Below are 14,373 nucleotides of genomic sequence, written 5' to 3' on the forward strand. Positions count from 1 at the left end.
GAGGCTGACTATGGAACTGATAAGAAAACAGGTACGCATGAATCAGATGGGCAAAACAGTGACGGATCAGTTTATGATCGGTGGGGATTATAATGTACCAGATGCGAAAAGTGACGTGGGAAGAGTGCTTTCCGGTGAGGGAAGTCTGCGGATTGAAGAGACAAGAAGAGTGGAAAATTATCTCCGTGTGACGGGAAAACTGAATTTTAAAGTTTTGTATGTGACAGATTCGGGAGATCCGCGTCCCGGAGCTTTAGAGGGAATGATTCCGTTTGAGGAAATGGTCTACATGGAGGAAGAGAACGGAGAAGGCGAAGACATTGTGCAAGTTCAGCGGGTGGAATGCGGGGTATCACTGATTCATTCGAGAAAGCTTGCGGTAAAAGCGCTTGCGGAAATGACGGTACATACAGAGCAGATCACAGAAAAACAGGTGACACTTGATGTGGATGGGGAAGAGGGAATCTATCTGAAAAAATGTCCGGTGGAGCTGCTGCAGCTGTTTACCGCGAAGAGAGACATTTACAGGATCAAAGAGGAGATTAAGATACCGGGGACCAAAGAGAATATCGGAACGCTCTTGTGGACAGAGGTAAGCTCCCGGAAAATGGATACCAGACTTGTGCAGGATGCTATGCTGATAAATGGAGAATTGCAGATCTTTGTTCTCTATGAATCCCAGGAGGGCAAGACAGACTGGGTGGAGCAGACGGTTCCTTATGAGGGGCGGATCGAGTGTGCCGGAGCAGAAGAAGGTATGTATCATCATGTCTATGACCGGCTGGATGATATCAGTGTGGAAGTGCGGATGGATGAGGACGGTGAGATGCGTGCGCTTGGCATTGAAGCGGCACTTCAGGTTCGTCTTTTTGTCTATGGGGAAGAAAAGCTGGAGCTTTTAGAGGATGCGTATTCCCTTGATAAAAAATGTGTTTTGGAGACAGAAGAAGTTGTTGTTGAGGAGCTTCTGATGCAGAATCATTCAAAAAGTAAGATCACGGAACGATTAAGTCTGCCGGAGCTGAAAGATGAGATCCTTCAGGTGTGCCACAGCAGCGCAGATCTGCAGATAGAAAAAATGGAAGTGCAGGATGGAGGAATTCTGGCAGAGGGGATTCTAAATGTCAGCTTTCTGTATGTAAAGGCAAACGATGAAGTACCATTTGGTGTGTGGAAGGGGATGGTTCCGTTCTCGGCAATGCTTGAATGCCGGGAAGGAAGCAGCGATATGAAATATGACGTCACATATGCAGTGGAGCAGCTTGCGGTAGATCTTGCCGGAAATGATGAAGTAGAGATCAAAGCGGTCGTGGCGTTCAGGAGCTTCATGCGAAAAGCGGAAAAAATACAGATGGTGACAGAGGCTGCACTTGTGGATTATGAAAAAGAAGAGCGGATGAATCAGCCGGGAATTGTGGGATATATCGTAAAAGACGGAGATGATCTGTGGAGCCTGGCAAAGAAATATTCGACCACAGAAGAAAGCATTCTGCTTAATAATGAATTATTATCAAAAGAATTGAAAACGGGTGATAAAATATTGATTTTTCGGGAGAGTTTGAGTATACTATAGTAATGAAATGATGTATACAAGATACAAAAAAAGGTCGAAAAAATACAATAAGGAGATACACGCATGGATAAACTGGAGTTAAAAGCACTTGGGAAGATTAATCTTGGACTTGATGTGCTGGGGCGGCGGGAGAATGGTTATCACGATGTGCGCATGGTCATGCAGACGCTGTATCTGTACGATAATGTGACGCTGCAAAAGAAGTCGGCCCCAGGTATCGAGATCGATTCAAATCTTTTTTATCTGCCGAATGATGAGGACAATATTGCATGGAAAGCGGCAAAGCTTCTGATCGATGAATTTGATATCAAAGACGGGATCAGAATCCATCTGGACAAGCATATACCGGTTGCAGCGGGAATGGCAGGCGGAAGTTCCAATGCTGCGGCAGTGCTTTACGGAATGAACCAGATGTTCCGGTTGGGACTTTCTCAAAAAGAGCTGATGGAAAGAGGCGTGAAGCTTGGGGCGGATGTCCCTTACTGCATTATGCGCGGAACGGTACTTGCAGAAGGGATCGGGGAAAAGCTGACACCGCTTCCTCCGATGCCGAAATGCCAGATTCTGATCGCCAAGCCGCCGATCAGTGTATCGACAAAGATGGTTTATGAAAAGCTGGATTCCTGTGAAATCAAGGAGCATCCGGATATAGATGGTATCCTGGACGGATTGAAGAACCAGGATCTTGAGCAAGTGGCAGCATCCATGGGTAATGTGCTGGAAAAGGTTACGGTTGAAGCATATCCGGTCATTGCACAGATCAAAGAATGTATGATGGAAGCAGGTGCTCTTGGGGCGATGATGAGCGGAAGCGGTCCGACTGTATTTGGGATTTTCAGGGATCGCAGGACAGCGAAGGAAGCATTTACAAAAGTAAAAGCACAGAATCTGGCAAAACAGATTTATCTTGCAAATGTGCATAACGTCAGGAGGAGATAAGAATGGATATGGATTTTGAAGTAAATATGAATGAATACCTGCCGTTGAGAGATGTTGTGTTCAATACACTCCGGAAGGCAATTTTAAGAGGAGAACTGAAGCCGGGAGAACGGCTGATGGAGATCCAGCTTGCCAACAAGCTTGGAGTAAGCCGCACCCCGATCCGTGAAGCAATCCGTAAACTGGAGCTGGAAGGTCTGGTTCTGATGATTCCGCGAAAAGGGGCAGAAGTGGCACAGATCACAGAGAAGAATATGCAGGATGTGCTGGAAGTCAGAAAGGCACTGGAAGAGCTTTCCGTACAGCTTGCGTGTGAACGGATCACGCCAGAGCAGGTTGAAGAAATGAAGATGGCAGCTGAAGATTTCCGTAAAGTCTTAAAGAGTGGTGATGTGACGAAGATCGCTGAAGCAGATGTAAAATTCCATGATATTATCTTTGCCGCAACCAATAACCAGAGACTGATCACGCTGCTGAATAACCTGCGGGAACAGATGTACCGGTTCCGCGTAGAATACCTGAAGCAGAAGGAATGTTATCCACAGCTCCTGGAAGAACATGATAAGCTGATCGCACTGATTTCGGGTGGAGAGGTTGAAGAGGCATGTGAGCTCATGGGATGTCATATTGACAATCAGGCCTCTACAGTATCGGATGTTATCCGGAGAGATCAGGTAGAATATCACAGATAAAAATGTATAGTTTTCCATATGTTGTCAATACTCCTGGTATCAAAGACAGGAGGTACATACGAAAATGAAAAAAATAAAAGCAGTGGCGCTGGCACTGATCATGATTCTGTGTGGTGCGGCATTTGCAAGGGGAATGCAGGTGGAAGCGAAGGCGAATGCAGTGCAGGAAAAGTTATCCGGTGAGGTGTTCCGCTTTCATGTGCTTGCCAACAGTGACAGCAAAGAAGACCAGGAACTTAAGATGAAGGTGAAAGAGGCTGTTGTAGATTATATGTGTGAGAATCTTTCGGATGCAGGGAATGCAGCGGAGGCGAAAGCATGGGCGATCCGCCACAAAGAAGAACTGATCCGGACGGCCAGGGAAGTCTTGCAGGAAGAAGGATGTAACGATCAGATAACAGCTGAGGTCGTGCGGTGTGAATTTCCGGACAAAACTTACGGAGACATCACCTTCCCCGCAGGCTGGTACGATGCACTCCGGATCAAGATCGGAAAGGCACAGGGGCACAACTGGTGGTGTGTTCTTTATCCGAATCTCTGTTTTATGGATTCTGTCCATGCAATTGTTCCCAAAGAAGGGAAGGAAGAGCTGCGGAGTGTGCTGACGGATGAAGAGTATGCGATGATCGTAAAAGGCACACCGGTAAAAATCAAATGGTTTTTCTTGCAATTGACGGAGTAAATGTGTAGAATATACTTCAACGAAGATGGCAGGAAAATTTGTTTCGCCTAAGGTAAAGGAAAGTTTAATGACGGATATACTTGTAAAATTATTTGTAAAAGATTATAAAGATGTAGAAAAGGTGTCTGTCCGTACAGCATATGGAGTGCTGGCAAGCGGAGTAGGCATCTTTTGTAATGTTCTGCTGACGATTGCGAAGATGGTGATAGGAATCCTTCTTCACAGTGTGTCTGTTACTGCAGATGCATTTAACAACTTATCGGATGCAGGTTCTTCGATCATTGGAATGATCGGAGTGAAGATGGCAGAAAAACCGGCAGACAAGGAGCATCCTTTTGGGCATGGCAGGCTGGAATACATAGCGGCACTGATCGTATCCTTTCTGGTGATCGAAGTTGGATTTACCTTTTTCAAAAATGCGATCGTGAAGATCCGGGAGCCGGAAGAGTTAAAATTCAGTCTGGTGTCGATCCTGATCCTGGTGTTGTCCATAGGTGTGAAGCTGTGGCTTGCGATGTTTAACCGGAAACTTGGTGAAAAGATTTCTTCCCAGGTGATGATGGCGACGGCAGCAGATGCACTTGGAGATGTGATCACGACAGCAGCGACGATCCTGTCGGTTGTATTCTGGCGGATCACAGGGATCAATATCGATGGCTTTGTCGGACTTGGTGTTTCACTGGTCGTTATGTGGGCCGGATTTGGGATTGCGAAGGATACGCTTGAGCCGCTGATCGGAATTCCGGCGACATGGGAAGATTATGAGAAGATCAAGCATTTTGTGGAAAAATACGCTGGAATCGAGGGCAGCCATGATCTGGTGATCCATAATTACGGACCGGGAAGAAGTATGGCGATCATTCATGCAGAGGTTCCGAATGATGTTCCGATTGATGTATCCCATGAGATCATTGATCGGATTGAGAGAGAGGCAATGGAACAACTGGGGATCTCGCTGACAATTCATATGGATCCGGTGGAGACTCGTAATGAAGAAGTACTTCAGGCAAAACATGAGACAGAAAAAGCTGTGGAAGCACTGGATCCGAGATGCAGTATCCATGATTTCCGCATGGTGAATGGAGAAAAACAGATCAATCTCATTTTTGATTTTGTCATTCCGAGAGAGTATTCTGAGGAAAAAGGGAATGAACTGACACTGACTTTGATGGACCGATTGCAGCATCATAACCCAAAGTATCAGTGTGTTATCACATTAGACAGAAGTTATGTGGAAGAACAGAGGTAAAAGAGATGTATACATTTGAAAGCAGAGTACGATTCAGTGAAGCAGACCGTACGGAGCTTCTGACATTACCGGGGCTTGTTAATTATTTTCAGGACTGTAGTACTTTTCAGTCTGAGGATATCGGATATGGCGTGGAATCACTGAAAAAAAGCGGGCAGGCATGGATTCTTTCCGCATGGCAGATTGTAGTAAACCGTTATCCGAAACTCGGGGAACATATCCGGGTGTCCACCTGGGCAACGGATTTTACCGGACTTTTCGGACTTCGTAATTTTAAGATGGAGGATGAAGCAGGCGAGATGACAGCCTGGGCCAATTCGGTCTGGGTATATATGGATATGAAAAAAGGAAGACCATGCAGACCGGCGAAAGAAGAGGTCGAGGCTTATCGGCCGGAAACACCACTGGATGTAGAGTTTGCGCCGCGTAAGATCGTGCTTCCAAAAGAACTGGAAGATGGAGAAAGTTTTCCGGTAAGACGTCATCAGATCGACACAAACGAGCATGTCAATAACTGCCAGTATATCCAGATGGCAATTGATGTGGTGCCGGAATGTGAGCGTGCCGGACAGATCCGGGTAGAATATAAAAAATCCGCAGTTATGGGTGATATTATTTATCCAAAGATGGCGGTAGAGGAACAGAGAAAAATAGTGGAACTTTGTGATGCGGAGGGAAATCCGTATGCGGTAGTAGAATTTAAGGAGAAATAAGAGATGGAATTAGGGAAAAAACAGATGCTTACGGTAGTAAAGGTAGTTGATTTCGGAGTATATCTGGGAGATGACAGAGAAAAGGTTCTTCTTCCGAAGAAGCAGGTTCCGGCAGGAATCGAACCGGGCGATCCGATTGAGGTGTTTTTGTATAAGGATTCTTCTGACCGTCTGATCGCAACGGTAAATGAACCGAAGCTTACACTGGGGGAAAGTGCAATCCTGAAGGTAGCGCAGGTTGGCAAATTCGGTGCCTTCCTGGACTGGGGACTGGAAAAGGATCTGTTCCTGCCATTTAAGGAGCAGACTTATAAGGTGAAACCGGGGGATGAATGCCTGGTAGGACTTTATATTGATAAGAGCCAGAGACTCTGTGCGACCATGAAGGTATATGAGTATCTGACCAGTGATTCTCCTTATCAGAAGGATGATCAGGTAGAGGGAATCGTTTACGAAGTGAGTGATAATTTCGGGGCTTTCGTTGCAGTGGACGGAAAATATTCTGCGCTTGTGCCAAAGAGAGAAGCACCGAAAAGTCTAAGACCGGGAATGAAGATCCATGCGAGAGTGACAGAAGTAAAACCGGATGGAAAGCTGAATTTAAGTGTCCGTGAGAAAGCATTTATCCAGATGGATAAGGATGCGCTTCTGGTACTGGCGCGTCTGGAAGAAAAGGGCGGAGTCCTTCCGTTTAACGATAAAGCAGATGCGGAGGTGATCCGTGCGGAGTTTGATCTGAGCAAGAATGCATTCAAGCGTGCAGTCGGACATCTGTATAAAGAGCGTAAGATCGAGATCCGTAAGGACAGTATTGTTTTGAAATAGACATTGTGATTATGCACAAAAAACAGACTGTTAAATTGTTCACAATGCCCAAAACGCTGATTTGAAAAAAAACCCTTGATTTTCAAAAAAAAATTGTATATATTGAGGGTGTAAAAGATAGGAAGAGATAAAAGAAAAGGAGTGTACATCATGAAGGTACAGAATATTACAAACATTGATAAGTTTTTTGAAGTAGTAGACAGCTGCAAAGGAAAAGTAGAACTTGTAACAGGAGAAGGCGACAGACTGAATCTGAAATCTAAACTTTCTCAGTATGTTTCTATGGCAAATATTTTCTCTAACGGAGAGATTCCGGAACTGGAAATCATTGCATACGAAAAAGAAGACATCGATAAACTGGTTAACTTCATGATCAATGGCTAATTTATATAAATACCAGGAATAGTGAGAAGCAGGAATCAAAGTGATTTGGTTCCTGCTTTTTTGTGTATACGATGAGCCAAGTGCAGATTTGTGCTTGCACAAGGATCTGCATTTGGCGAATGTACATCATCGAGCTGTTAAGCGAGATGGTGTACAAAGTATACAAATCGAGTAGGAGTCAGCCTACTCGATTGTGGAGAGAGACGGTCTGCGAGGGGGAGGTTGTGTGGCGGATTTAGAAAAAGAATAGGTGTGAAGTCCATTGCACAATAAGTGCCTTCACACCTATTCTTTTTCTAAATCCGCCCTCAAGACTTTGGGCGCAGACCTGGCGGCTGCTAAACATAAAAATTCAGGAAACTATAGAGAGATAGTTTCCTGGTATATGGGAGAGGGTATTTATATTGAGGGTGGGTTAGGTTAGTTTGCGCGTAATGATTCAATAAATGGTGTCAGGAGGAATTCACCGTATTGAAGCAGGGAGAAGCTTCTCTGGGTGAGACACCAGGAGTAGGTGAGACCGATCTGGGCAGAGGTGATCATCTGGGAGAGCTCGACGTAGGAGTAGTCTGACTTTAGTTCTCCACATTTGATCCCGTCGAAAAGGATCTTGCGCAGGATCTTATAATAATTACGATCCGGGTTTAAAATATGTCTGGTTCCGGTAGTAGCTACCTGAAGACCGTAGAGGGGCGCAAAGAGATCCATATATGGTGAGTGCTCCAGGTTATTCAGCACAAAATGGTTGAAGGCGAGCAGCAGATCGGCGGCTGGAAGCGTCCGGTCGCAGGTCTGAAGCCAGCTATCATAGTCACTGTCGTAGGAATAGGCGAGGCTGAAGAGAAGTTCATCTTTTCCACGAAAATGGTGGTAAAAGGTGCTGCGGGAATTACCGGAGAGTTCGATGATCTGCGCAATCGTAGTTTCGTCATAGCCCTGTTCTGTGAACAGCTTCCATGCTGCATCCATGATGTCCTGTTTTGCATGTCGTTTGCCGTGCGTTGTCATAATTGATCGTTCCTGCCTTCTTAAAAGTATTGAAGCTATTGTAACACAGGGATGTGGAGAGTGCAATGTTTTGTTTCTGCATACATTTTATTGAAAATGTCCATATAAGGATAATATGGTTGACTTTATTTGAACACTTTAGTAGAATGAAGGGTATAAAAAGCAGAACGTAGTTCGGAATACAGTATCTTTTTAGACCGTAGTACGAAAACGAACTACAGTGCTTTTGGAGGTGTAAGATGGAAAAATTAAAACTTGCAGCCGGCATGACAGGAGAACAGAAGCGTTATGCGGTTGAAGCAGCACTACTTCTGGGATTTCAGACAGAGACAGCTACATTTCCGGTGATCACAGCGGACGGTGAGATTCCGGTGCCGGAGAATATGGAAGAGTTGAAAGCCCTGTGGAAAAAGAGTACAGGGGAGACACCGGAAGAGTACGAATCAGCATCAAAGCATACAGGTCCGATCTTTGATCTGGATTTCCGTAAGGAAAAAGGGCTGGAGACGATGCTTCAGAAAGGGGATTTCCTGAAAGACGAGAATCAGGATCTTCTTCCGGATGTGTTGGATGTGAAGATTGTACTTCCGGAGGATGCAGATGATGCGATGCTCGTTGCAGCATGTAACCTGGCATGGCGTTTTGGTATGGAGACAACCGGATATAAAGGAAATATTACGGCAGATGCAGCTTATACAGGCAACCGGCTCGTTCTGGAAAAAGCAGAGCAGACAGAGCTTGTACGGGAAAAAGAAGGAGAAAGTGTAAAAGTATCTCTTCGCGGTGACGGAGAGGAACTAATCGCATTTACCTCCCGCCTCTGTATGGAATTTCCACAGATCAATGGTCAGAGAAGCTGGAAAGACCTTCTGATGGATATGGTGGATGACTTTGTACTGCGCAGCGCAGATGGACAGCTTGCAGCTTTGAAAGCGATGCAGAAAGAGCAGACAGGAGAATACGAAGTGTACGGATCTCCGCTCTGGAATGATACACAGAAAAAAGAAGCCGGGGATGCAAAGGTATATAATTACAAATCCGGACAGAAGATGTACGAGAAGGTGTATGAGCTTCCGTGGGAAGTGGAAGTTTTTGAAAAACTTCTGGAAGAAAAGGTTTATCCGCAGATTAGGAAAGGAAGCAAGGTAAAGATTACCGGTGCGGTAAGTGAAAATATAAAAGTACGCCAGAAGATAAAAGAAAAAATCGAAGACAGAATCCAGATGTTAGGTGCCAAGCCTGAGGATACCTCCGTTATCTGTGCATACAAACAGGGATATTCCTGGATCGTTGAAGAGATGCTTCCGGTGATGAAGGAAGCGCAGGCAGATCAGGTTGAGATTTATTTCAAACCGTTCCTGCCGGAAGGTCAGACAGACTGGCTGGATGAGAACGGTGCAACCCCGTCCTATCACAATCTGAATGCAGACACTCCGGACAAGTGGTATGATCTTCCGATCCGCTATCTGCAGGAACTGTATCCGGTAGAAGATATTCTGGTAAAAGAGCTTGGAATTGAAAGAGATAAAGTCATTTTCAAAGCTTATGAAGGCGAAGAAGATATCACTTATCTCTGCAAGGGGATCAAGGACGAAAAGGTCTGCTGTGAGGATACTTACAAAGCAGTCTGGTCGGAAAGACCATATATGGATGAATATCCGCAGATGGGAAAGGTTCATCCGGCAACCGGTTATGTAAAAGCAGAGATTGACGGACAGGAAGTATTTTATCAGACCGTCCGTACCGATATGGAAGAGATCTGGGATGTTTACCAGAAGGAAGTTCTTCCGGATTGCAGACGATATATTGAGGAAAAGACAGGCGGAAAGATTTCCGCAGACCTGCAGCCGTTCTTCCATGAACTGCGTCTGGACGTGACCGCAAGTGAACCGGACTATGCGACCGGATCAAGAGAGGATCTGATCTCTTCACTGGATGCTTTGCATGAAGATATGTATTTTGTCGGAAGCGACTATTTTAAAAATTACGGTGTGAAGAAAGCAGATGTCATGCTGGATGCGCCGGGACTGATCCTTCCGGTGATCCATGAAAAAGAAGGCAGACCGGTATTTAAGGTGACACTGACCGAGCCGTTAAAAGAAGAAGCATGCATTGTAAAAGATGGAAAAACGGTTCTTTTACAGAGAAAACGGGAAGAAGCAGATGCATGGATTCGTGCTATTTCATGGGAAAATGATAATTTTACTTTCCATATCCGCACAAATGGGGTACAATCTAATGTATTACACACTTACTCAACATTGTGGTCAAAGGGTGTACTAGCAGAGTGTGAAAGTGTTGCAGCAGGTACGAAGCTTTTGTTTGAAAGTGAGCAGGGCGAGATACAGTATGCAGCACTTACACCGGAAAGAGAAGAAAAACCAAAGACGAAACGGATTGAAGAGATTGACCTGCATGAGCATGAACTGATCGGATATGATACTTACCGTGAGATCATCGAAGAATTGAAGCAGGTTCCTGGAATCGAAGTGTTCCGGACTGCGGTATCTTATACAGGACGTGAATTCTATGCAGTATGGATCAAACCGGAATACGAAGGCTATCTGTCCATGACGAAGCGTATATCAAGAATTCCTGGCGAGATGATCAATGCAAGACATCATGCAAATGAAGTATCTTCGACAAATGCAGCATTTATCCTGATCAAGAAGCTGCTGACAGAAGATGTTTACAAAGATTTACCGGATAAACTGAATCTGGTGATTGTTCCGATGGAAAATGTGGATGGTGCGGCAATCCATTATGAATTGCAGAAAGAGCATCCAAACTGGAAATTCCATGTGGCAAGATTTAATTCGCTTGGAAAAGAGTTCTACTATGAACATTTCCAGCAGGATACGATCCACAGCGAGGCGATGGGATTAACCCGTATTTATGACCGGTATGTCCCGGATATGATCGTGGACAATCACGGAGTACCGAGCCATGAATGGGAGCAGCAGTTTTCAGGTTATACCTCCCCGTCTTACAAAGGCTTCTGGCTTCCGAGATCTCTGCTTTATGGTTATTTCTGGTATGTGACCAATCCAGAGTACAAGGACAATTACCCGGTCAATAAGGTAATGGAAGATGTGATAGCAGACAAGATTGCCGAGTATCCGGAGATGAGAGAATTGAACCGTGAATGGAGTGCTCAGTTTGAAAAATATGCACATGCATGGATGCCGAAATTGTTCCCGGCAAACTATTATAAAGAAATGATCAACTACTGGATCCCGTTCGCGGCAGATCCAAACCATCGTTATCCGTCGATCCGTTTTCCGTGGATCACAACGGTTGCTTATACCAGCGAGGTTGCAGATGAGACCGCACAGGGTGAATACCTGAATTTGTGTGCAAGGGCTCATGTGGCACATGACGAGGCGACTATCCGGATGTTGATGGAAGCAGTGCATGTGATGGAATGTCATCTGGAAGAGCAGGATGGACAGATTTTGACCAGTTACATAAGACAGCGTCCGATGATTGTCAAAGTGACTGGAAAAAATAAATAACTTTTTAATACTTTTCTAAAGGAGGAGTTAGGTATGGAACTCATCAAATTACTTGGCGTGTTAATCGTAATCGTTGGATTCGCGCTGAAACTGGATTCAATCCTCATTATTTTCCTGGCCCTTATCGCGACAGGGATTGTTGGAGGACTTGGAGTGGGCGGACTTCTGGAAACAATCGGTACAAACTTTGTAGCGAACAGAAGTATGGCAATCTTTATCATGATCCTGCTGGTTACAGGTACACTGGAAAGAAACGGTCTGCGTGAAGCAGCGGCAAACCTGATCCGTAAAGTAAAAAGTGCGACAGCAGGTAAGCTTGTTGCTGTATATGGTATGCTGAATGCTCTGTTTGGAGCATTCAATGTCAGCTTCGGTGGAGTTGCCGGATTTATCCGTCCGGTACTGCTTCCGATGATCGAAGGTGCGATCAGCAATAAAGAAGGAAAAGCAAATGAAGATCACGTAGAAGAAGCAAAAGGACTTGCTGTTGCTATGCAGAACTTCACATGGTTCTTCTTCCAGGTACTGTTCGTAGGTGGTGCCGGCGGAATCCTTGTACAGACAACACTTGCAGGTCTTGGATACGAAGTAGAACTGATCGACCTTGCAGCAGCTGAAATCCCGGTAGCGTTAGTTGCACTTGTTGTTTCCTGCGCATTTGTTATTTTGAAAGATAACAAACTGATGAAGAAATACTATGGAAAATCAACAGATACTAAGAAATAGAGGGAGGAAGACAGATGAGTAATTTAAAATTTATACAGGTCGGCGATTCGTTTAATGCAATCGGGCTGAATGTAGTATGGGTAATTATCGGATTGATCACGATTTACGCAGGAATTAAGAACCTGCTGGATAAAGAGAATCCGTCAAGAGTCGGAACCGCTGTTTTCTGGTGCTCTTTCGGTATCGTTTGTGGATTTGGTTCATGGCTCCCGGCAAAGGTTTCTGGTGTGCTTGTTCTGATCATGTGCCTGCCGCCGATCTTCAAGAAAGTAAAAATCGGAAAAACAGATAATCCGACAAAGGAACACACAGAACAGCAGTTTAAGAAGATCGGAATGAAGATATTTGTCCCGGCATTCTCCGTAGCGGTATGCTCTCTGTTCTTTGCATTATTCAGTAATATGAGTTCTATGGTCGCAATTACCGTTGGTGTGATTGTAGCTATGATCTTACTGATGGCATTCGATACAAAACAGAATAAACCGGCAGTCTTTTTGAATGATTCTGAAAGATTCCTTGGAATCACAGGACCTCTCAGTATGCTGCCACAGCTGCTTGGATGTCTTGGAGGTGTATTTACCGCTGCAGGAGTTGGCGATGTAATCGCACAGCTTGTTGAAAAGATTGTTCCAAAGGGAAATGTAAATATCGGGATCATCGTTTATGCAATCGGTATGGTACTCTTTACCATGATCATGGGAAATGCATTCGCAGCTATCACCGTTATGACAGTTGGTATCGGTGCACCGTTCGTTCTTGCTTACGGTGCTAATCCGGTGGTGATCGGTATGCTCGCACTTACATGTGGATACTGTGGAACTCTGCTTACACCGATGGCAGCGAACTTCAACATCCTGCCGGTTGCGATCCTGAACATGAAGGACCGCTGGGGCGCTATCAAAAATCAGGTTCTGGTTGCAATTTTTATGCTTGTGTTCCAGATCTGTTATATGATAGTATTAAAGTAAATAAGACATAAGTAGCTAAGGTCATTATTTCACTGGAAAGGCAGAAAATAATGGCCTTAGAATTCGTAAGCTTATTCTAGTTTTTGGTATGGAGAAAGAAGAGGGACATATGACACCGAATATGGAACGGGGTGCCCGGATCATTATTCACGAATGGGTAAAAGTAAGGGCGTGGGACAAAGTACTGATCGTGACATCGAAGGAATATCTTGCAGAAGCAAAAGCAATGGAAAAAGAGGCTTCCGGAAAAGCACGGTCAGTGAATACACTGCTTGTCGAGAACAAGGGGCGCCATGTGGGAATCTTTTTTGATGATAATGAAGCAGTTTTTGATCCTTATACGGCAATTATCGCGGCGACAGAGTATTCGCTGGTGACAACGAAAGCCGCAAAGCGTGCGATACAAAGACACAAGAAATTTCTGTCCTTGCCACTGGCAACCAATGACGGAAGATCTTTTCTGGAATACGATTTCCTGACGATGGATACGAAGAAGAGCCGGCTGATGGCAAAGGCATTTATCAAATATCTCAAGTATTCAGAAAAAGTCCGTGTGACAACTCCGGCAGGAACGGATATGATGTTCTACAAAGTGGGCAGAGATCCGGGATTTTTTAACGGAGTTCTAAAGGATGGAAAGGGATATTCTTCTTCCAGTATTGAGGTCTATGTCCCGATCGAGGAGACAAAGACAGAAGGTGTGATGGTGCTTGACGGTTCTCTGGGATATATTGGTCGCGCAGAGGAACCGACAAGGATTTTATTTAAAGGCGGACGGATTACGGAGATTGAAGAGACTCCGACCGGTATTCGGTTGAAAAAATACATGGAAGATTATCAGGATCCCCGGATCTATATTGCGGGGGAACTCGGAATTGGGCTTAATTCATGCTCACAATGCCTTGGAAACTGCTATATTGAAGATGAATCTGCTTATGGGACATTCCATGTAGGACTTGGGCGTAATATTGCTCTTGGAGGTATTCAGAACGCCAAAGGACATTTTGATCTGGTATGTATGGAACCGGATATCTACACGGACAACCGACAGATTATGCAGCAGGGGAAGGTTATTATCCCGGAGCCTGTGTTATACTAA

Annotated in this window: 13 protein-coding genes; 12 read left to right on the forward strand and 1 reads right to left on the reverse strand. The window is 44.9% G+C overall.

The window, feature by feature from the left end; translation table 11 throughout:
- Positions 1–10: 10 nt before the first annotated feature.
- The 8 genes from PG418_RS09325 (at position 11) to PG418_RS09360 (ending at position 7,057) form a co-directional block, all read left to right on the forward strand.
- Entirely contained in the window at positions 11–1,573 is a 1,563-nt protein-coding gene (locus PG418_RS09325; RefSeq protein ID WP_055157918.1) for a DUF3794 and LysM peptidoglycan-binding domain-containing protein, read from the forward strand.
- 63 nt (positions 1,574–1,636) lie between these two features.
- A complete protein-coding gene (gene ispE, locus PG418_RS09330) occupies positions 1,637–2,512 on the forward strand; it encodes a 4-(cytidine 5'-diphospho)-2-C-methyl-D-erythritol kinase (RefSeq protein ID WP_008368982.1) in 876 nt (291 codons plus the stop codon).
- Between the two features lie 2 nt (positions 2,513–2,514).
- Positions 2,515–3,204, forward strand: a complete 690-nt coding sequence (locus tag PG418_RS09335) for a GntR family transcriptional regulator (protein ID WP_008368980.1) — start codon at positions 2,515–2,517, stop codon at positions 3,202–3,204.
- Positions 3,205–3,268: 64 nt separating this feature from the next.
- A complete protein-coding gene (spoIIR, locus tag PG418_RS09340; RefSeq protein WP_498837320.1) occupies positions 3,269–3,886 on the forward strand; it encodes a stage II sporulation protein R in 618 nt (205 codons plus the stop codon).
- Between the two features lie 67 nt (positions 3,887–3,953).
- Positions 3,954–5,135, forward strand: coding sequence for a cation diffusion facilitator family transporter (locus PG418_RS09345; RefSeq protein ID WP_022221113.1), 1,182 nt, complete (start codon positions 3,954–3,956; stop codon positions 5,133–5,135).
- Between the two features lie 5 nt (positions 5,136–5,140).
- The gene (locus PG418_RS09350; protein ID WP_498837321.1) at positions 5,141–5,848 is read left to right on the forward strand and encodes an acyl-[acyl-carrier-protein] thioesterase; all 708 of its coding nucleotides are present in this window, start codon (positions 5,141–5,143) and stop codon (positions 5,846–5,848) included.
- Between the two features lie 3 nt (positions 5,849–5,851).
- A complete protein-coding gene (locus PG418_RS09355) occupies positions 5,852–6,673 on the forward strand; it encodes a CvfB family protein (protein WP_008368973.1) in 822 nt (273 codons plus the stop codon).
- Between the two features lie 150 nt (positions 6,674–6,823).
- Positions 6,824–7,057 carry a hypothetical protein gene (locus tag PG418_RS09360; protein ID WP_008368971.1) on the forward strand — a complete coding sequence of 78 codons (234 nt, stop codon included), beginning with the start codon at positions 6,824–6,826 and terminating at the stop codon, positions 7,055–7,057.
- A gap of 420 nt (positions 7,058–7,477) precedes the next feature.
- On the opposite strand, the gene PG418_RS09365 is transcribed toward PG418_RS09360, so the two are convergent.
- Positions 7,478–8,065: a TetR/AcrR family transcriptional regulator gene (locus tag PG418_RS09365; RefSeq protein ID WP_368286946.1), complete on the reverse strand. Its 588-nt coding sequence runs from the start codon at positions 8,063–8,065 to the stop codon at positions 7,478–7,480.
- 239 nt (positions 8,066–8,304) lie between these two features.
- Between PG418_RS09365 and PG418_RS09370 the strand changes: the two genes are divergently transcribed.
- From PG418_RS09370 to PG418_RS09385, 4 genes are all read left to right on the forward strand, one after another.
- Positions 8,305–11,580: a M14 family metallopeptidase gene (locus tag PG418_RS09370; RefSeq protein ID WP_498837322.1), complete on the forward strand. Its 3,276-nt coding sequence runs from the start codon at positions 8,305–8,307 to the stop codon at positions 11,578–11,580.
- A 33-nt stretch (positions 11,581–11,613) separates the two neighbouring features.
- Entirely contained in the window at positions 11,614–12,306 is a 693-nt protein-coding gene (locus PG418_RS09375; RefSeq protein WP_055297428.1) for a 5-oxoproline transporter, DUF969 family subunit, read from the forward strand.
- 14 nt (positions 12,307–12,320) lie between these two features.
- Positions 12,321–13,274, forward strand: coding sequence for a DUF979 domain-containing protein (locus PG418_RS09380; protein WP_498837323.1), 954 nt, complete (start codon positions 12,321–12,323; stop codon positions 13,272–13,274).
- 109 nt (positions 13,275–13,383) lie between these two features.
- Complete coding sequence (locus PG418_RS09385) at positions 13,384–14,373, forward strand: 2,5-dihydroxypyridine 5,6-dioxygenase NicX family protein (protein ID WP_022221111.1); 990 nt, start codon at positions 13,384–13,386, stop codon at positions 14,371–14,373.

The sequence above is a fragment of the Bariatricus sp. TF06-38A genome, from assembly GCF_027690675.1.
Lineage (GTDB): Bacteria > Bacillota > Clostridia > Lachnospirales > Lachnospiraceae > Allocoprococcus > Allocoprococcus comes.

Coding starts and splice junctions, on each gene's coding strand:
- PG418_RS09370 (WP_498837322.1), top strand. CDS start 8,305: ATGGAAAAATTAAAACTTGCAGCCGGCATGACAGGAGAACAGAAGCGT.
- PG418_RS09355 (WP_008368973.1), top strand. CDS start 5,852: ATGGAATTAGGGAAAAAACAGATGCTTACGGTAGTAAAGGTAGTTGAT.
- PG418_RS09360 (WP_008368971.1), top strand. CDS start 6,824: ATGAAGGTACAGAATATTACAAACATTGATAAGTTTTTTGAAGTAGTA.
- spoIIR (WP_498837320.1), top strand. CDS start 3,269: ATGAAAAAAATAAAAGCAGTGGCGCTGGCACTGATCATGATTCTGTGT.
- PG418_RS09350 (WP_498837321.1), top strand. CDS start 5,141: ATGTATACATTTGAAAGCAGAGTACGATTCAGTGAAGCAGACCGTACG.
- PG418_RS09345 (WP_022221113.1), top strand. CDS start 3,954: ATGACGGATATACTTGTAAAATTATTTGTAAAAGATTATAAAGATGTA.
- PG418_RS09380 (WP_498837323.1), top strand. CDS start 12,321: ATGAGTAATTTAAAATTTATACAGGTCGGCGATTCGTTTAATGCAATC.
- PG418_RS09375 (WP_055297428.1), top strand. CDS start 11,614: ATGGAACTCATCAAATTACTTGGCGTGTTAATCGTAATCGTTGGATTC.
- ispE (WP_008368982.1), top strand. CDS start 1,637: ATGGATAAACTGGAGTTAAAAGCACTTGGGAAGATTAATCTTGGACTT.
- PG418_RS09335 (WP_008368980.1), top strand. CDS start 2,515: ATGGATATGGATTTTGAAGTAAATATGAATGAATACCTGCCGTTGAGA.
- PG418_RS09385 (WP_022221111.1), top strand. CDS start 13,384: ATGACACCGAATATGGAACGGGGTGCCCGGATCATTATTCACGAATGG.
- PG418_RS09325 (WP_055157918.1), top strand. CDS start 11: ATGGAACTGATAAGAAAACAGGTACGCATGAATCAGATGGGCAAAACA.
- PG418_RS09365 (WP_368286946.1), bottom strand. CDS start 8,065: ATGACAACGCACGGCAAACGACATGCAAAACAGGACATCATGGATGCA.